This window comes from Streptomyces sp. RPA4-2 (assembly GCF_012273515.2).
Lineage (GTDB): Bacteria > Actinomycetota > Actinomycetes > Streptomycetales > Streptomycetaceae > Streptomyces > Streptomyces kaempferi.
The window spans coordinates 8,353,176-8,370,776 of record NZ_CP050975.2 but is presented as its reverse complement, the minus strand read 5'-3'; the positions used below and the strand labels follow the sequence as shown (position 1 = coordinate 8,370,776).

General features: G+C 69.8%; 13 protein-coding genes and 3 pseudogenes. 9 read left to right on the top strand and 7 right to left on the bottom strand.

Features of this window, described 5'->3' with window-relative positions; genetic code table 11:
* Positions 1–197: 197 nt before the first annotated feature.
* On the bottom strand, positions 198–1,007 hold the full coding sequence (locus HEP85_RS36545; protein WP_168531742.1) for a hypothetical protein: 810 nt from the start codon (positions 1,005–1,007) through the stop codon (positions 198–200).
* Positions 1,008–1,385: 378 nt separating this feature from the next.
* On the opposite strand from HEP85_RS36545, the gene HEP85_RS36540 reads away from it, so the two are divergent.
* The 4 genes from HEP85_RS36540 to HEP85_RS36525 all read left to right on the top strand — a co-directional run bounded on the left by HEP85_RS36540 (position 1,386) and on the right by HEP85_RS36525 (position 3,979).
* Positions 1,386–1,730 carry a hypothetical protein gene (locus tag HEP85_RS36540; protein ID WP_168531741.1) on the top strand — a complete coding sequence of 115 codons (345 nt, stop codon included), beginning with the start codon at positions 1,386–1,388 and terminating at the stop codon, positions 1,728–1,730.
* Between the two features lie 171 nt (positions 1,731–1,901).
* Positions 1,902–2,279: a nuclear transport factor 2 family protein gene (locus HEP85_RS36535; RefSeq protein ID WP_059203638.1), complete on the top strand. Its 378-nt coding sequence runs from the start codon at positions 1,902–1,904 to the stop codon at positions 2,277–2,279.
* A gap of 75 nt (positions 2,280–2,354) precedes the next feature.
* Positions 2,355–3,332: a transposase gene (locus tag HEP85_RS36530; protein ID WP_248002223.1), complete on the top strand. Its 978-nt coding sequence runs from the start codon at positions 2,355–2,357 to the stop codon at positions 3,330–3,332.
* 101 nt (positions 3,333–3,433) lie between these two features.
* The gene (locus HEP85_RS36525; protein ID WP_168531740.1) at positions 3,434–3,979 is read left to right on the top strand and encodes a GIY-YIG nuclease family protein; all 546 of its coding nucleotides are present in this window, start codon (positions 3,434–3,436) and stop codon (positions 3,977–3,979) included.
* 669 nt (positions 3,980–4,648) lie between these two features.
* Here the strand turns inward: HEP85_RS36525 and HEP85_RS36520 are convergent.
* Positions 4,649–4,891: pseudogene (locus tag HEP85_RS36520) on the bottom strand (DUF1775 domain-containing protein); the annotation flags it as partial.
* 401 nt (positions 4,892–5,292) lie between these two features.
* Between HEP85_RS36520 and HEP85_RS36515 the strand changes: the two are divergent.
* Together HEP85_RS36515 and HEP85_RS36510 are read left to right on the top strand one after the other, a co-directional pair.
* Positions 5,293–6,159, top strand: coding sequence for a hypothetical protein (locus HEP85_RS36515; protein WP_168531739.1), 867 nt, complete (start codon positions 5,293–5,295; stop codon positions 6,157–6,159).
* 214 nt (positions 6,160–6,373) lie between these two features.
* Positions 6,374–6,652 (top strand): annotated as a pseudogene (locus HEP85_RS36510) (ABC transporter permease); the annotation flags it as partial.
* Between the two features lie 305 nt (positions 6,653–6,957).
* On the opposite strand, the pseudogene HEP85_RS36505 reads toward HEP85_RS36510, so the two are convergent.
* From HEP85_RS36505 to HEP85_RS36495, 3 genes and pseudogenes are all read right to left on the bottom strand, one after another.
* Positions 6,958–7,248 (bottom strand): annotated as a pseudogene (locus tag HEP85_RS36505) (NAD-binding protein); the annotation flags it as partial.
* A gap of 232 nt (positions 7,249–7,480) precedes the next feature.
* Entirely contained in the window at positions 7,481–8,230 is a 750-nt protein-coding gene (locus HEP85_RS36500) for a DUF4118 domain-containing protein (RefSeq protein ID WP_168531738.1), read from the bottom strand.
* Positions 8,231–8,297: 67 nt separating this feature from the next.
* Positions 8,298–10,841: an ATP-binding protein gene (locus tag HEP85_RS36495; protein WP_168534431.1), complete on the bottom strand. Its 2,544-nt coding sequence runs from the start codon at positions 10,839–10,841 to the stop codon at positions 8,298–8,300.
* 255 nt (positions 10,842–11,096) lie between these two features.
* Here HEP85_RS36495 and HEP85_RS36490 point away from each other — a divergent pair, with 255 nt between their 5' ends.
* A complete protein-coding gene (locus tag HEP85_RS36490) occupies positions 11,097–12,689 on the top strand; it encodes a Na+/H+ antiporter (RefSeq protein WP_168531737.1) in 1,593 nt (530 codons plus the stop codon).
* Between the two features lie 271 nt (positions 12,690–12,960).
* Here the strand turns inward: HEP85_RS36490 and HEP85_RS36485 are convergent, their stop codons facing one another.
* Together HEP85_RS36485 and HEP85_RS36480 are read right to left on the bottom strand one after the other, a co-directional pair.
* Positions 12,961–14,373 carry a hypothetical protein gene (locus HEP85_RS36485; RefSeq protein WP_168531736.1) on the bottom strand — a complete coding sequence of 471 codons (1,413 nt, stop codon included), beginning with the start codon at positions 14,371–14,373 and terminating at the stop codon, positions 12,961–12,963.
* 887 nt (positions 14,374–15,260) lie between these two features.
* On the bottom strand, positions 15,261–15,836 hold the full coding sequence (locus HEP85_RS36480) for a YdeI family protein (protein ID WP_211118126.1): 576 nt from the start codon (positions 15,834–15,836) through the stop codon (positions 15,261–15,263).
* Between the two features lie 189 nt (positions 15,837–16,025).
* Here HEP85_RS36480 and HEP85_RS36475 point away from each other — a divergent pair, with 189 nt between their 5' ends.
* Both HEP85_RS36475 and HEP85_RS36470 read left to right on the top strand, forming a co-directional pair.
* Positions 16,026–16,295, top strand: coding sequence for a hypothetical protein (locus tag HEP85_RS36475; RefSeq protein ID WP_168524962.1), 270 nt, complete (start codon positions 16,026–16,028; stop codon positions 16,293–16,295).
* Between the two features lie 339 nt (positions 16,296–16,634).
* Entirely contained in the window at positions 16,635–17,453 is an 819-nt protein-coding gene (locus tag HEP85_RS36470) for an SDR family NAD(P)-dependent oxidoreductase (protein ID WP_168531735.1), read from the top strand.
* The last annotated feature ends 148 nt before the right edge of the window (positions 17,454–17,601 follow it).

Here is a 17,601-nt window from a genome sequence, read left to right as displayed (position 1 = left end):
CAGCAGCGCGGTACCGAAACTCCAGCGACTGCCCCCGCCCATCGACGTCCCTGAGAGGCATCAGAGCGACCGGAATGACCGTCGTTGACCGAACTGGCTAGAGCTACGGATCAGAAGGCTTCTGACATCTACGGCGCCGGACAGAGGCCTACACCAGCATCTCTGTCCGGCCGTCGCACCAGTCGAAAGCGAGGACTTCACCCGCTGGTGGCCAGGTGGAGGAGAGGACGCGGGCGCGGGCCGTAGGGGTAGAGCCATGGGCTCCAGTCACTTTCTTGAAGGTGGGAGATCGCGATGAGTGCGTCGGCGGCGTTCTTGCAGCGTGGGTGGCGTGCCGTGAAGGAGGCGATGCGGGGTCGCTGCGTGAGCAGCCAGTCGGCGACGATTCGCGGGTCGCCGTCGTACCACCATGTGAAATCGAACTCCTCCCACAGGAAATCCGTCCCCCAGCCCAGTGCCAGTCGGACGAGGCCGACATCCGCGGCGGGGCCGGAGAGGCCGGCGATGTGGTCCAGCCATGGCTCCAGGCCGCCCGTGGCGTGGGCGACGCCTTCCACGAGGTCGCGGATGTCCGCCGGGGACCGGCCGCCGGTGAGGGCGAGGGTGAGCAGTGCCCGGAACGCCTGCTCGACCGCGGTGCGCTCGGCGACCGGCCAGCTGATCAGTTCGGCCCCGTACCGGCCGAGACCGCGGAGCTCATGGGACGGGTTGGTGCCAGGGCTTTCCGGGCCCCAGTTACGCAAGGCACGCGGTATGAGGCGGCGCCACAGGACCGGGTACTGGTCCGCGTCCCAGTGATCGACGACCTTGCCCATGAAGCCTTCGAGGACGTCATCCGGCACATCCCGCGGATCACCGCCGAGGATGCGCAGTTCCGCTTCCGTGAAGCAACGAGTGCACCCCTCCACCGGCCGGTCGAGCTCCGGAGGGGAGGCGAAGATCCGGTCCACCTCGGCGAGGGCGAGCCGCCACATCGTGTACGGGTCGAGGACAGGCTGATCGAGCATGGCGGCTACCTACCGGGACTCCGCACCGTGGGCTGGGCGAAGAGCGCGTCGTTACACCGGTTCCGGCCCGGCGGGTACCCGTTTCCCGACGCAGGCGAGGTCAAGATCCGCAAGGCCAGGCCGACTGCCCGCCCCTGAAAGCCAGGCATGGGCTGCCGGGCCGTCTCTCTCGTGCGGTCAACCACGGTCAATGACGGCTCGTCGCAGTCGAGATGCACTGTTCCCCTGGGTCGTCGCTACAGCTGATGCGACCTGGGGAACTATGCCGCCGACCACGTCCGCCCTTACAAGGCCGGCGTCTGCTGGCACTGCTGGTACCCGAGGCTCGGATACTCGGGGCGGAGATCAACTGTCAGAGCTTGGTGGGAGAGTGCCGTCATGCAGATCGCACTCTTCGACCTGCCGGAGACACCCCCGGAGCATGCCGTGATCGCTCGCTTCCATTTGGGCGGCGATGATCTCAGCGAGCCTGACCAGTGGTCGCTGGTCTTTGCAGCCGAGCGATCGGCGGGGGCCGCCGTCCGAGCCGCTGGTGTCGGCGAGGTCGACGGTAATGAGTTTGGTGGCGGTGAGGTTGTGATCTTCGCTCACGGCCCTGAAGCAAAAGCTCTTTACCGGGTGATGGAGCCCCACTTGCGTGCGCTCCCGTTTCGACCAGCACACGTTGTCCTGCGCTACGGAGAACCCGCCGACGATGTCGCGAGTGAGCGCATCGAGCTTTGAGCGCACGTGTGGTTATACGAGTTGGACACGGAAGGCGTCTGCGACAACGAAGGATCTTACGACCTTGGGATCTATTAGCGGCAGTGCGGGGGCTGCTGCTTGGGGGTCGGCGTGCCAGGCCGCCCGGGGCCCCAGGGCCAGGATGTCAGTGACCCGTGCAAGGGTGCCCCCATGGACTCTTCAGGAGTGGTCGAGGCATTGTGGGATCGGATCCAGGCGCGCGATTGGTCAGCTGTCGCCGACTTGGTCGCGGAGGACGTCGTGGTCGAGTGGCCGATCAGCGCGGAGCGCATCGTCGGCAACAAGAACTTCGTCGCGGTGAACAGCGAATACCCGGGGGGCTGGTCGATTCGGGTACTGCGGATCGTGGCTGACGGCAACGAGGTGGTCTCCGAGGTCGAGGTGCCGCATGACGAGTTCGGCGTGTTCCGCGCGGCCTCATTCTGGACCGTCCAGCAGGGACGGATCGTGCGTGGCCGGGAGTACTGGACGAGTGTTGGGGCTGATCCGCGCCCGGAGTGGCGGGCGGCTCTGGTTGAACCCATGTGAAGCGGCTGCCGCTCGCGGCGACGTTCCGGCTGATTTGGCCGTGACATGAGAAGGGCCGTGCGGGTTGGGTGAGTTGTGAAGCTGACCTGGGCCCGCGCGGCCTGTTCCCATCCGGCCCTGTCCGGTGTCTCCCGCGCACACTTCGGCGAGTTGTTCGCCGAACTCGCCGCCCCGTGGGAGGCGGCACGTCAGTCCGGACTTCGCGAAGCCAGGGGCGGTGAACGCCGCAGGGCGGCCGGTGCCGGGCGCAAGCCGAAGCTGGTCTTCTGCGACCGGCTGTTGTTCACCCTGGTACACCTGCGCCATCAGCTGCCGCACGAGGTCCTGGCCGAGCTGTACGACGTCGACCGCTCGACCGTTTCGACGGCGATCCGACAGGTCCGTCCGTTGCTCGCGGCCCGCGGCTTCGCAGTGCCCGACCGGCCCGGAATGAGACTGCGGACACTGGAGGATCTCTTTGCCTACGCCGAGGCCGAAGGCATCGAGCCTCGACTCGATGACGCCGAGAATCAGGTCAGGCGCCCACAGGCGGGCCGACCCGGGCGCCGAGCCTTCGTCTCGGGCAAGCGCCGCCAGAACACGGTCAAGACCACCACATTCAGCGACGGGCAGGGCCGCATCCTGCTGTCCGGGGTCGTGCGACCCGGCCGGATACACGACCAGACTGCCGTACGCACCGAGGGCATCGCCGAACAACTCCGCCTCCACCCATCGGTGAAGTCCCAGGCCGATGCCGGGTATGCAGGACTGGCCAAGGAGTTCCCCGACCAGGTCACCGCCCCGCCGAAGAAGCCGAAGGACGACGCGTGCGACGGCGACAAGCGGGCCTGGAGCGAAGCGCGGCGGCGCCAGTCCTCGGCCCGGATCTGCGTCGAGCACACCAACGCCGAGCTTCGGCAGTGGGCACCCCTGCGGCGCTTCACCGGACGCCGTGAAATCTACGCCGAGACACATCTGGCGATCGCCGGGCTGGTCTCCGACCGGTCCGCGCAGCGCCCCACCCGACGCCGGACAAGCACCGAACTCGCCCTCGTCCGCAACAGCACCTGCTGATCACACACCAGCCGAACCGCCAGGCCAGCACGTCCCGACCTCCATTTTCCCCGAGGTCGTTAGTACCCTGCGCTCATCAGTCCGCCGACCTTGGAGGCTTCGTGGGCCATGCCGCTCTCACCGCACCGGATCGACTGTGGTCGGCGCAGGAGGTCTTGTCGCGTCCTAGCCCGGTGCCGGCCGCGGCTGGGGTCTACGGCTGGCACTTCGAACAAGCGCCCTGTGCGGATCTCGCTGCCGGGCGCCTGCTCTACGTCGGCATAGCCCCGCGGTACATGGCGAACCGGACCAGCACGCAGAACCTGCGCAAGCGCGTGCGCTACCACTACCGGGGCAACGCGGCCGGATCAACGCTTCGCCTCACCCTCGGTTGTCTGCTCGGGATCGAGCTTCGTCGGGTGGGAAGCGGGACGCGTATGACCTTCGGCAAGGTCGGGGAAGCCGTCCTCAGTCAGTGGATGGCAGAGAACGCCCGGGTGTGCTGGCTTGAGCACGACGAACCGTGGACGCTGGAGTCGGAGCTCATCTCTCAACTCGATCTGCCGCTGAACCTCGACCAGAATCGCCACAACCCGTTCCACAGCCGCCTCAAGGAACTGAGATCCCAAGCTCGCGAGCGCGCACGAGAGTTGGCCGTCAGCGCGTAGACCGTCCGTCCGTCTGACATCACCAACTGACATCAACGACGGTGAACGTCGGCACACGGCGGTGGCTGGAGCCGGATGTGCGAGCGACCGGCGGGCCTCGTTCCGGCACTTCGCATCGCGCAGCGATCGAACTTACAAGGCGGATGTCGACCGCGAGCCGCATCGGATACGGGCAGGGGGCACTGTTGGTGCCGGGTGGCAGTGTGCTGCCATGCAGAACGCACTCTCTGATTTGACAGAGTCACCTCCGGAACACGCTGTGATCGCTCGGTTTCACCTGGGCGGCGACGGGTTCGGCGAACCGGCTCGGCCATTCACCGTGCATCGGCCGGCTACCGGGGCCAGCGCCCTGGGGGGCGACCCGGCACGGATTTGGCGTGAGGATCAGGCAGGGCGCTGCTGGAGCCGGTGTCCCCGGCCACCGGTGAGGAGTACGACGGCGCGGGGCAGCGGCACCGGTTCGTGTCCCTTCCGCACGGCGGCCCCCTGCACCTGTGAGCATTCCACGCGTACGACCGCGACGCGCGGGATTGGGTGAGCCAGTACGCGTTGGTCGCCTACTCATGACGCCGCCACGCAGATTGTGCACACAACATTGATCTCTCGGCTCTCCCGCTCCACCGATTCAGTACGCACTTGCGGCGTGCTCATGGTCATGGTGTGGACCCTGGTGCCCTCGTCGGTCTTCACCGGAGTCTTCAGCTTCGTGTTCGTCACGTTGGCGGTCCAGCCGCCCTGGGGCGAGACGAGCACGCCCAACACGGGATGGTCGGTGGGCAGGAAGACCTGCACCTTGATGGTGCTCGCCGTGTCCTCCTCATCGGGGACACGGAAGGAGAGAACGCCATCGGCGGCGGCCAGGGCGGCGACGACGCCGGCCCGGCGCAGCGTGGTGGTGCGTGTCGTGGACATGAGCGAGTGGATCTCCGTGCGGGAAGAGGTGGTGACAGCCACGACGGCCCGGTGTTGCACGACGGTGCGATGAACTCGTCCCGGATCCGGCCGCGCACTCGCGCCGGCTACACCTATGGTGCCTGGGGCGGGCAGATCCGGCACTTCTCGTACTGCCCAGTCGTTCGCCCTCCCCTCCGACTTCGCGCGTGTCAACGCGGCGGGAACCGCGGGGTGCTGACAGCTCGGCCAGCGACCGCCCGCTCCAAGTCGACGCACCAGTGCGGACCTTGCTTGGTCCAAACCCGCAACCGGGATATTTCACGGGTGGTCCACGAATCGGCCGGCGCGCACTCAGCCGTTCACCCGGAACGCACCCGCCGGTCGGGCGGAGATCACTCTCGCTGGCGATCCTCCTCCCCATGACGATCACTCACCGCATCGCCCGGCTCCACCCCATCGCCGCCGCGATCGCCCTGGCCGCCTCCGCGTCGCTGTTCGCCACTACGACCCCCGCGCAGGCCGCCTCCAATGCGGTTCCCACGTACGAAGTGAAGATCAACCTCACCACCGCAGCGCTGGACTCCTCGCACAACCCGCTCGCCGCCGTGAAGTCCGCCTTCGGCATCAGCGGTTCCGCCAAGGCCCGTTCCTACGAGTACTTCGACAACAGCGCGCTGGGACTGAACGGCCAGGGCTGGGACGTCCGGCTCCGTCACAAGAGCGGCTCGTCGTTCGAGGAGAGCTACAAGAAGCGCTTCCCGGTCACCGGCGGCGACATCAACGCAGCCCTGAGCACCGCCAACACCGCCGGCTTCAGCAGTAGCGACACCAACTACGACGCGGAGGTCGACTGGGGCTACTCCAAGCAGACCCTGAGCTTCAGCAACGAGAAGTCGCACAGTGCCTCGGGCTACTCCGGCACAGCCCTGCCGAGCGCGAGTACCGGGCTGGGCTGGGTCGTCGGCGACATCCCCGGCAAGCTGGAGGACTGGAGCTCCTCGAACTGGGGCAAGACCACGCTACAGGCGTCCCGGGTCCACGGCCCGGTCACCTCGCAGGTGTGGGGCGGCGCGTGGGAGGCCTCGGACGATGCGAGCATCGAGGTGCTGCCAGTCGTCGGCGCGAGCGGTTCGGGCACCGAGTACATCGTCGAGGTGTCCTTCAAGACAGACAGCTACAGCGACGCCACGAAGCTTCACACCGACGCCGTGAACGTCGCGGAGAGCCACGGCTGGCTGTACCACGGCGACATCCTCAAGACCCAGATGATCCTGGATCGTTACTGACCGCACCACACGACCGGTCCCGGCGCCAAGAGACCGGTGCAGGGGGCGGCAGGCGGACTCGCGGACGGTGGACACACGGTGACGGCTCTCCGGAGACCGGTCACCGCGTGTCCGCCTCGCACCGACTGCCGGACGGCATCTGGATGTTCGGCGGCCCGAAGTCCATGCAGGCCTACGTCGACCGCGCTCGTCGACGCCCTGACGAAGTGGCGCCATGGCCGTCACCGCAACAGCCCCCGCCGTCAGCTCACGGGCCATCACCTCCAGGACGGGCGCCGTCGCGGTGACGGCCGTGCTCGTGTTCCCGCGCGCCGCTATCGCGGTCGTCGACATCATCCAGGGCACCGCCGCCGTCGGCGCGCCCGAGGTCTGGAAGGCCCTCACCGGCGCAGTCGACCCCCACGACGCCTCGGTGGTCACCGCCTCCCGGCTGCCCCGGGCGGCCGCGGGCCTCCTCGTCGGCGCCGCCCGTCTGTCCTCGCTCGCCGGGTCGTCCTCGTGCGCGCCGGAAAGCACCGCGAGCGTGGCCAGATCGGTCGATCGGGACGCCGACCCGGCGGGCCGCACGACGCCGCGGAATACCTTTCCCTCGATCTGGAGGGTGTGGCCGTGGCCGACCGTGGCGGCGGCCACCAGTTCGGGTACGGCGGTGTCGGCGTCGGACAGTACCGTGGTGGACATGTCCGGCCGGGGATCGTCGTCGCCCCCGCCCGTGAACTCGGCGGCCGCGCGGTCGAGAAGGCGCTCCAAGTGACGGCCGCGCTCACGGTTGAACATGCGGATGACCAGGCGTATGGAGGGGTTGAGGCCCCTGGCCATGAGCGCCGCGGTCATGTTGACCTGGTCGTCGCGATAGGTCAGCGCGAGGGCCGCGGCCCGCTGCACGCCCGCTGCCCGCAGGGTCTGTTCATCCGGGTGCGCCGACACCAGCAGCTCGATGGGCGAGTGCGGTTCCCGGTGCAGTGCGGCGATCTCCGCGCCGTACTCGTCGCGCCGGGAGCGTAATACGACGGTGACGGCCTCGCCGCACACGGCGTCCAGTTCGACGGCGAGCCGGTGTGCGAGCCCGTCGTCGCCGCAGATCACCATGTGCTGGGAGCGGAGGCCAAGTTCCGTACGGAGGTGCAGAGTTGACGTCACACCAGTCAAGAACGGCAGCGCGGACGCACCCGGTTCCGGGTGGGCAACGGTTCGGCGTCAACGTTCCGTATGCGTCCGTCATCTCGTCCCGTATGCGTCCGTCATCTCGTCCCGTATGCGTCCGTCAGCCGTGCCGACGTGACCGCTGCCCTGGCATCGCACGCCCCCGCACTCCCCGGTGTCAGCCGTCCTTCGCCGGTCCCGCCGCGTTGAGGGCCGCGCCCGTCTGGTCCGCGAGGGTGACCGCGACCAGACGGGCCTGGAGCGGGGGCACGGGGCCCGGACCGGGGGTGAGCATGAAGCGGCCGCGGTACTGGCCGTTGCCGTACGTACGCAGCTCGATCTCGCCGTCCGGCCAGCCGCTCGCGTCGACGTCCCAGCGCCGCCGCCCGACCGCCACGTTCCCGTTCTGTTCCAGGCGTGGCGGCTGCCCCATGAGGGTGCCGTACTCGAAGCGGCAGCCGCGCAGATCGAGCAGTTCGGTCAGTTCGCGACGGACGTGGTCGACCACGGTGTCCGAGGACTTCGCCGACTGGGCGAGGTCGGCCGTCTCATGGAGACGGGCGAGGTAACCCGCGTCCGTCACGGTGATCACTTCGAGGCGGCGTGCGCGGGCGGCGAGCTGGGACACGATCAGGCCGACAATCAGCAGCAGGACGCCCGTCTCGATGTCGCCGGACGCGGTGATGTCGAAGGTCTGGTACGGACGGGTGAGGAAGAAGTCGAACCAGGCCGCGGCCGAAAGCGCCGCGAGCGCGCCTGCCAGACGGTTCCCGAGGGCGGCTACCGCGACGACCACCACGACCAGGATCAGCGCCGCGTTCGTACGCGAGAGATCCGTACGGAAGGGCACCAGGACGAGCGCCACCAGGAAGGGGGCCACAAGGCCCGCCACCAGGGCGAGCCGGTCCCGGAGCGGATAACCGGTCATCACGCCGTCACCTCCCTCGCTCGACGCGCCGGCTCCGAGCCCCGCGTCCTGGTACGCCTTTCGGGGCTCATACGCTGCCTCCTACGCTCTGCGTACCACCAGGCTGCTCCGCCCGCTCGGCGAAGGGCAGCGACAGCACCATGGTCAGGCCCCCGCCAGGAGTGTCCTCCGGGGTGAGCGTGCCGTCCATCGCCTCGGTCAGGCCCCGCGAGAGTGCCAGGCCCAGACCGAGTCCGGTGGCGTTGTCGGTGTCGCCGAGGCGCTGGAAGGGTTCGAAGAGGCGCTCGCGGTCGGTGGGCGGCAGACCGGGGCCCCGGTCGACGACACGGACTTCGACGCGGCCCGCGTGGGCGCTGGCGGTCAGCAGCACCTTGCGCCCGGCCGGACTGTGCCGGGCGGCGTTGGCGACGAGGTTGGCGATCACCCGCTCGAGCAAGGGCGGATCGGCCAGCACGGCGGGAACCTCCACCAGGTCCCCCACCTCGACTTCGGAGGTGTCGGCCAGCGCGGCCGGGAGAACCTCTTCCAATGCCGTAGCCCGCAGGTTCAGCGTGAGCACCCCCGCCTGAAGACGGCTGAGGTCGAGCAGGTTCTCCACCAGCCGGTTCAGCTTGGCCATCGACTCGTCCGCGGTGGCGAGGAGTTCGTCGCGGTCCGCGGCGGAGAACTCGACGTCACGGCTGCGCAGCGAGGCGACGGCCGCCCAGCCGGCGGCGAGCGGGGTCCGCAGGTCGTGACCGACCGCCCGCAACAACGCCGTACGCATCCGATCGGCCGCCCGGACCGGCTCCACCTCGGCGGCGGCCTCCGCGAGCCGGGCCCGCTCGACCGCCGACCCCACGTGCGCGGCGAAGGCCGCAAGGACGCGCCGCTCGGACGACGGAAGAGTGCGACCGCGCAAGACCAGGAAGGCGCCGGGCCCCGCGGGTACGGCCGTGACGCCGTCCTCTCCGGGCGGCTCGTCCACCAGCTCCGCGGAGTCCATCCCGAACGTCTCGCGGGTCCGTTCCACCAGCGCCGGGATCGTCGCACCCCCGCGCACGATGGTGCCGGCGAGCGACGACATGGTCTCCGCCTCCGCGGTGGCCCGGGCCGAGCGCCGCGACAGGCGCAGGGAGCGATCGACGACACCGGCGACCACGGCGGCCACCACCGCGAAGACCGCAAGAGCCAGCAACGCGTTCGGATCGTCGAGGGTGAACCGGCCGACGGGCGGGATGAACCAGTAGTTGAGCAGCAGCGACGCCGTCACCGACGCGATCACCGCCGACACAACCCCGCCTATGCAGGCCACACCCACCACAGTGAGCAGGAAGAGCAGAGCCTCGCTGGTGAGGTTGAGCCTGTCGCGTGCCGTGTCCGGATTCAGCAGCAGGGTGAGTGCCACGGGCAGCAGCAGTCCGGCCACCGGGCCCGCGATTCTGCGTACGGTCGAGAGGGTACGGCGGCGGGAGGGCAGCAGCGTGCCGCGTCCGGCGCGTTCGTGCGTGACCGTGTGGATGTCGATGTCGCCGGAGAGGCCGACGACCGTCTCGCCGGTGCCGCGCCCGGTGACGAAGCGTTCGAGGCGGCCGCGGCGGCTGGTGCCCAGGACGAGTTGGGTGGCGTTCTCCACGCGGGCGAACTCGACCAGGGCGGTGGCCACGTCGTTACCGACGACCGAGTGGTAGCTCCCGCCGAGGTCATCGATGAGCCGCCGCTGCCGGGCCAGGGAAGCGTACGAGGCACCCGCGGCGAGACCGTCGCTGCGGGTCACGTGTACGGCGAGCAGATCGCCGCCGGCCGACCGGTCGGCGATGCGCGCGGCCCGCCGGATGAGGGTGTCTCCCTCGGGCCCCCCGGTGAGCGCGACCACGACCCGCTCCCGGGTCTCCCACACCCCGCCGATGCCGTGCTCGGAGCGGTACGACTGCAGCGCCTCATCGACCCGGTCGGCGACCCACAGCAGGGCGAGCTGACGCAGGGCGGTCAGGTTGCCGGGGCGGAAGTAGTTGGCGAGGGCGGCATCGACCTTCTCGGGCGCGTAGATGTTGCCGTGCGCCATCCGGCGGCGCAGCCCCTCCGGCGGAATGTCCACGAGCTCGATCTGCTGCGCCCGTCGTACGACCTCGTCGGGCACCGTCTCGCGCTGCGGCACCCGCGTGATCTTCTCGACGACGTCGTTGAGGGACTCCAGGTGCTGGATGTTGAGCGCCGTGATGACGTCGATCCCGGCGGCGAGCAGCTCCTCGATGTCCTGCCATCGCTTGGGGTTGCGACCGCCTCCCGGCACGTTGCTGTGGGCGAACTCATCCACCAGCGCGACCTGCGGACGCCGCGCGAGGACCGCGGCCAGGTCCATCTCCTCGAACTCCCCGCCACGATAGGCGCAGGGCGCACGCCGGATGACCTCCAGGCCGTCGAGCATCGCCTCCGTGCCCTGGCGCCCGTGGCACTCCACGAATCCCACCACCACATCGGCGCCGCGCGCCGCCCTGCGTCGCCCCTCGTCGAGCATGCGGTAGGTCTTGCCGACCCCCGGGGCCGCCCCCAGGTAGACCTTCAGCAGACCGGGCCGTACATCACCCGCACCGGGCCGTACCTCACCCCCGCCGGTCCGTACGTCACTCATATCGGTCCGTACGTCACTCATCGCAGCCGAGGCGCTCCGCTCACTGGAGATCAATTCCCCGCAGGGAAGGGTTGCACCCCTACCGAAGCGCTTGTGCGAGTCGCTCGGCGCGCTCATTGACGCATCCTTGGCGCCCGTCACATGGACGTTGACACTGCTTTGACGGGCCCTGGCCCGATAGGGTGAAAGCGGTGTGCCGGGAAGTCTGGTCGGCAGGGAGCCACAAGGTCTCCTTCTCATGACCAAAGGGATGGCATGCGCAGTGTAGGGACAGTCCTGGCTCTCGTGGTCCTCGCCACCGTGGTGGCCACCTTCGCGCGCCGCTGGCGGATCCCCGCGCCCTCCCTGCTCGTGGTCGCGGGCCTCGCCGTCGCACTGCTGCCGGGCACGCCGGAGATCCAGATCAGCCCCGAGATCGTCGGCCTCGTCGTACTGCCGCCACTCCTGTACGCGAGTGCCGAGGAACTGCCCTGGCGCGAGCTGCGCGCCGTGTGGAAACCGGTCGGGGTGCTGTCGATAGGGCTCGTCCTGGCCTCGGCGGCCGCGGTCGGGGCGGTCGCCTCCCTGGTCACGCCCCTGTCGTGGCAGATGGCGTTCGTACTGGGCGCGGTGCTCGCGAGCACCGACCCGGTGGCGGTCACCGCGCTCGGCAGACGGCTGGCGCTGCCGCCCAAGGTCCAGGTGCTGGTCCAGGCCGAGAGCCTCTTCAATGACGCGACCTCCCTCGTCCTCTTTCGGGTCGCGGTGAGCATCGCCGTGGCATCGGCGGCCGTTGGCTGGGGTTCGGCAGCGGGAGAGTTCGCGCTGCTGGCGGGTGGCGGCATGGTCATCGGTGCCGCGGTCGCGGGCGTGGTGACGCTCATCCGGCGGCGCACCGAGGACCCCGTCCTGGAGACCGTGATCGCCCTCGTCACCCCGTATGCGGCCTACGTCCTGGCCGAGGCCGCGCACGCCTCGGGTGTCACCTCCGTCGTGGTGGCCGGGGTCGTCCTCGGCGGCCGGGGCGACCGCCTCACCAACGCGCGCATTCGCCTCCAACTGCACGCCGTCTACGGAACGGTGGTCTTCCTTCTGGAGAGCGTGGTGTTCTCGCTCATCGGGCTGGCGCTGCCGGCCCAGGTGCGGGCCCTGTCCGACGGCAGTCGGGCCTGGCCGCTGTACGCGCTCGCCGTCGCCGCCACGCTGATCACCATGCGCATGCTGTGGCTGGCGCCCCTGTCGGCCGTGGTGCAGCGCAAGGGCGGGATCCAGCGTATGAACTGGCGGGTGCCGGTCGTACTGACCTGGGCGGGCACTCGGGGCGTAGTCCCCTTGGCCGCCGCCCTGTCCATTCCGGTGACCACGAAGGCCGGGGACGCTCTCTCGGAACGCCCCCTCGTCCTCGTCCTGACCACCTCGGTCGTGGTCGTCACGCTCGTCGTCCAGGGCTTCACACTGGCTTCCGTCGTCCGCCGCTCGGGCATCGCCCTCGAACCCGACCACACCGAACGTGAGGAGGCCGCGGCCCGCTGCAGCCTGGCGAACGCGGGCCTGAGCCGCCTGGACGAGATCTCCGAACTGGAGGCCGTCCCCGACGTCGTCCTCGACCGCCTCCGCCGGGGCCTGACGGCCCGCCTCGACGACGCGAGCGATCGCCTCGGGCAGGCCGACGGCGACGGCGCTCCGACGGAATCCGCCGACCTCACCTACCGCCAGCTACGACGCGACCTGATCACGGTCGAGGAGGCCGAGCTCCAGCGCCTGTACGACCACCACCGCATCAGCGACACGACCCGCCGCCGCCTGCAACGCTCGCTGGACCTGGAGGAGGCGCGACTCGCGGACGCTTACGCGCCACCCCGCGATTGATCTTGGGGTGTGCCGGCCTGGGGGTTCGGCCGGCGGGCGATTCGGCAGCCGGGCCGGCGGGGCGGCAGCGATGACGCCGGCCGGCCGGTCGCCTTCGGTACGGCTCCTGACGAAGCAACTCCCAGCAGGCGAGCCACACATCGGGCCGACCGACTGCCCAGCACAACCCCACATCTTCCCCGGCCATTTGGCCGCGTGACGCCATGGGCGGCCAAGGATCGCGGCTGAACACGGGGAACCCGTTCCCCTACCTGGTGAGCGAGTCCGCGCTTCAGCGGAACTCGGCAAGGCGCGGCCGCAACCCGAGGGCGGTGAGCGCAGCCGCCGAGACGAGGGCTCCCAGAGCCCCGGGCAGCAGATCCCCCACTGCCGAGCGGCCGGCCTGAACCGAGGCGGTGAAGTGCTGGCGGTTGATGTCCGTCACCTTGTCCAGTGCCGTCATCCACGCCCCGAAGTGCGCGTTCGACGTGCCCGCCTCCCAGCCCATGCAGAACGCGACGGCCTCACGCTCCTTGCCCTGCCCAACCAGGGCACGGATCTTGCGGTCGTCGCGCTGGTACATGGCGTACGTCTCGACCGTATTCTCCGCCGCGGCACGCTCGCCGGCGAAGGTGATGTTGTCGAGTTCTCGCCGAAACTCGCCGGTGAAGCGCAGGTCGCCGTGGTCGGAGCCGTATGACTGCCACGTCGTGGCCAACCCGTCGTCGTACGTGGTGAGCGTCGCGCCCTTGAGCCCGTACAACTCCTGCGACTTGGCCAGAAAGGCCTGCGCGTACCGATCCCGGCGCTCGGGGTCGAGGAGATAGCGGCTCTCGTCGGCGTTCGCGTCGTAGGCGATCGCGCGGGCGCGGGAGAGCGCGACGACGGAGTCGAACGCATCACGTCGTGCCCCGCGCAGATGCTCGGCGGTGGCCGACAGCGCCTGGACACCGAGAAGGACGGCGAGCACCGCGCACACCGTCGCGGCCAGGACGCCGGGGTTGAGGATCCGGCGGAAACGGCGGGCCAGGTACCACTGGAGGACGCCGAGCGAGACGAGGAGCAGTACGCCGAGGACGACGGCGACGGCAAGCTGGGTTGCCAGGGTCGAACGGGCATGTGTGTATCGCGTGTTGAACGCGCTGTTGTTGGAGTCCACCAGCTTCCGTGCGCCTGGCAGGAGGTGGTTCTGCAGCAGGTCGGTGGCCTTGCGGTAGTCCGCGAGCGCGGCCGGTTTGCCACCGGTGCGGCCGTCGTTCTCCAGGGCACGGCCTATCAGCTCCTGGTACTCGGCGAAGTCGTCGGTCAGGGACTCCACGGTGTGTTCGTCGGAGCGGTCGCCCTGGGCGGCGACGGCGAGCGTGCGCAGGTCGTGACCGATCGCGCGGCGCGCGCCTCCGTAGAAACCGACCGCCTTCTCGTACGGCGTCGCCAGACGTCCTTTGCCCGCGTCGCCGCTGGACAGCAGGATGTTGGCGGCCTGCGCGTCCATGTCGTTCAGGGCGAGGTCGAGGTTGGCGGCGCTGGTGGTGCGCGTCGCGTCGCGGCCGGCGACAGTGTCCCAGTTGCTGGTCGCAGCGAGCCCGGCCAGCGCGAGCAACAGGGCCAGGGCGACGGCGAGCGAGACCGTGGCCCCGCGCAGGAGACGCAACCGCGCGGGCAGAAATGCCCAGTAGCGGCGGCGCAGAGCGGCCCACGCGGCCACGGTCTCGCGACGGAGGCGACGCTCCGGGCCACCGGGCCACGGCCCCCCTCCGGGCCGCGGCCCGGGTCCACCCCCGGGTCGGGCGACCGGTCTGCGCTGTGGCTGTGCGCTGGTCCCGGCCCCCGCCTCAGGACTGCGCGTGGTACCGGCCGTGATAGTCACGAGCCCTCCAACGTCACGCCACGGACGGTCGCCCGTGTCCCCGTGCCGCTCAGTCTGAGACCGGCTTCGGCCACCGACGTCGTCCGTTGATGATCTCCTGACGCCTTCTCAGGTGACCTTGACGGCACCTTGACGTCGCCCCCGACCGGCCGTAAGAGAAGCGCAAATTCCGCGCTCGACCGGGCGGTTGGCAGGTGCGGCCCGGCTAGATTTCCCCTCGGCCGCCGGGGAGACCTCGGACGTCAGTGGCATGACGGCTTCACCCCGGAAGCACCCTCGGATGCCTTCCTCGCCCGAGGGCATCCGCATGGCTTCCCGGCGGCCGAGCACGCGGCGGCGTTCTCATCGTCATCGCGCCGCCGACGCCCGTGCTCAGCCCTGCGGTGCCGTGACCCCGGCACCGCAGGGCCCGGCAGCCACCACACGCTCTGTCAGCCGGACCGACCGCCGGCGTGCCTCCGTGCGCCTGGGCCCAGCTCCCCACCGAGGCACGAAGGCCCCCATGTTCTCCGCCGCTCCCAGCAAGCTCCGCAGTCCCGCCCTCAGCGCGCGCCCCGGCCCGGATCGGCGGAAGGGGGTGAAACGCGGGCCTTCGATCTTGAGCGGGCCGCCTGCTTAGGATCCCTGACGTTCCAACACGCTCAGCGACGGCGGTTGGTGGCTGCTGTCGGGTCCACAGGCGCGCGCCAGGAGCCCCGGCATCACGGACCGGTTCCTCTCCGCGACTACGGGTGCAGCTTCTCGCCCTTCGCCAGCATCGCTACGTACTTCTCGATCCGGCGCGCCCGGGTCTCGGCCTTCTTGGCGTCCTGGATCCGGTACAGGATCGCGAAGCGGTTCTGCCGGTCCAGTGTCTCGAAGAACGCCGCCGCGGCCGGGTCGGCGGTCAGGGCCGCCATGAGGTCCTCCGGCACCGCTGCGGTTTTCGCGCCGTCGTAGGCCGCCTCCCAGCGGCCGTCCGCCTTGGCGCGGTCGACCTCGGCCTGCCCCGGCGGATGCATCCGGCCCTGCTCGATGAGGGCGGCCACCTTGTCCCGGTTGACCTTGGACCACTTGCTGCTCGGCTTGCGCGGAGTGAACCGCTGGAGCCACCACTGGTCGTCGAACTTGGCCTTCTGGCCGTCGATCCAGCCGTAGCAGAGTGCCACCTCGAGTGCCTGGGCGTAGTCCAGAGCGACGATTCCGGGGCCCTTCTTGCGAAGCTTGAGCCAGACGCCGGGCGAGACGGCGTGGTTCTCGCCGAGCCATGCCTCGAATGCCTCGGCGGATTCGAATGTGACGATCTCCAAGTCCTGAGTCATCCGAGCAGCGAACCACACCTGGCCGATTGCCATCAGGCATTCGGCACGGCCCCGGATGCTCGTGGGTGGAGAAAGAACATCCGGTACGTCGCGATCGGCCTGTCCACCACCTACCGGGCCGCCGTGCACCGGGCTCCCGGGCACCGTCGTGGTCGTGGACCACTTCCACATCGTCAGCTCGCCAACAAGATGCTCTCGCAGGTCAGGCGCCGCAGTCACCGGCTCGTCGGTGAACGTGTTCGCGGTGCGGGCCTCGCGGAACAGCAGGTCCTGGGCGGCGGGTTCAGGGACACCGCCGAACTGCGCGGGCGTCGCGGACGCGCCACGGATCCGGGGTGGAAGGCCCGCAGGAAGCTGCTGCGCAACCTCCTGCTGTACGGCCTCGGCGGACTCGTCCCGCCCTTCATCGGCATCAAGCTGATCGACCTGCTGATCTCCACAGTGCCCGAGCTGGGATGACGGGCTCCCCCTGGCGTGCGGAGCCCGTCAAGAGGGGGTCTGGGCACGTCAGGGGCGCGTCAGAGAAGGGGAGTTGTGCTTGTCCGGGACTTGCGGGACGGGTTCCATGGGACCCGTGAACAGCGCATGGCTTCTCTTCGACCGGCCGCCGAGTCCCGGCGCGGCCCGTTGTGCGCCTCGCTGCCCGGCAACGCCCGCGTCCGCTCTCCGCTGACGCCGACGCGTCGTCCGTAGCCCTCGGGGCGCCGTGATTCGTTCCGGCGTCCCGTTCTTCGTATCCGCACATGTTCGGCGTCCCCGCGCAGGGGCCGCCGACGTGCCCACAACCCCGGATGGACCATGTCTGACCACGATCTCTCCCCTCTTCCCGGCCGCACCGTCCTCGTCACGGGGGCCACCTCCGGCATCGGCCTGGAGACCGCCCGGCAGCTCGCCGAACGCGGTACCACCGTGCTGCTGCACGGCCGCACCGACGAGGAGGCGCGCGCCGCTGCCGACCGCCTGGTCGCCACGGTGGGCATCGACGCCGCCCGACTCCGCCCCTTCGCCGCCGACTTCACCCACCTCGACGAGGTCGAGTCCCTGGCGAACCGTGTCGTCGCCGAGCACCCGCACCTCGACGTCCTCGTCAACAACGCGGGCATCGCGGCGCCCGAGCGGCACACCGTCACCACAGACGGCAACGAGATCGCCTTCCAGGTCAACTTCCTCGCCCACTACCTCCTGACGTGCCTGCTGGAACCGGCACTCACCAGCGACCCCGGCGGCCGGGTCGTCAACGTCTCGTCGTCCCTGCACCGCACCGCGAACATCCAGTGGAACGACCCGAACCGCGCCCGCCGCTACTCCCGGCTCGCCGCCTACGCCCAGTCGCAACTGGCGCTCACCGTCTTCGCCGCCGACCCCCGCGTCACCGCGGTCTCCGTCCACCCCGGCATCTGCGACACGGCACTGATGCCCCTGTACGCGCACGAAGGCGTCACGCCGGCCGAGGGCGCGACGAACGTGGTACGCCTCTGCGACCCGGCCGTCGAGATCGTCAACGGCGCCTACTACGACCGCGCCGAACGCGTCGAACCGGCCCCGGCCGCCACCGAGGACCGCACGGTCAAACGCCTCAACAGACTCGCCGACCTGCTCGTCGGCCGCACCGCTTGAACTTCTCTTCCACACCATGGAGTTGATGCCCATGTCGAAGCGCGCCCGCAAGAAGAGGGCCCGCCGCAAGAAGAAGGCGAACCACGGCCGCAAGGCCGGTCAGAGCTGAGCCCCAGGGGCGACCCCACCACACACCGGGGTCGCCCCG

Bases quoted from the DNA above. Each gene is read 5' to 3' on its own strand.
- HEP85_RS36545 (WP_168531742.1), bottom strand. From the start codon at position 1,007: ATGCTCGATCAGCCTGTCCTCGACCCGTACACGATGTGGCGGCTCGCC.
- HEP85_RS36540 (WP_168531741.1), top strand. From the start codon at position 1,386: ATGCAGATCGCACTCTTCGACCTGCCGGAGACACCCCCGGAGCATGCC.
- HEP85_RS36535 (WP_059203638.1), top strand. From the start codon at position 1,902: ATGGACTCTTCAGGAGTGGTCGAGGCATTGTGGGATCGGATCCAGGCG.
- HEP85_RS36515 (WP_168531739.1), top strand. From the start codon at position 5,293: ATGACGATCACTCACCGCATCGCCCGGCTCCACCCCATCGCCGCCGCG.
- HEP85_RS36500 (WP_168531738.1), bottom strand. From the start codon at position 8,230: ATGACCGGTTATCCGCTCCGGGACCGGCTCGCCCTGGTGGCGGGCCTT.
- HEP85_RS36495 (WP_168534431.1), bottom strand. From the start codon at position 10,841: ATGAGTGACGTACGGACCGGCGGGGGTGAGGTACGGCCCGGTGCGGGT.
- HEP85_RS36490 (WP_168531737.1), top strand. From the start codon at position 11,097: ATGCGCAGTGTAGGGACAGTCCTGGCTCTCGTGGTCCTCGCCACCGTG.
- HEP85_RS36480 (WP_211118126.1), bottom strand. From the start codon at position 15,836: ATGACTCAGGACTTGGAGATCGTCACATTCGAATCCGCCGAGGCATTC.
- HEP85_RS36475 (WP_168524962.1), top strand. From the start codon at position 16,026: ATGCTCTCGCAGGTCAGGCGCCGCAGTCACCGGCTCGTCGGTGAACGT.
- HEP85_RS36470 (WP_168531735.1), top strand. From the start codon at position 16,635: ATGTCTGACCACGATCTCTCCCCTCTTCCCGGCCGCACCGTCCTCGTC.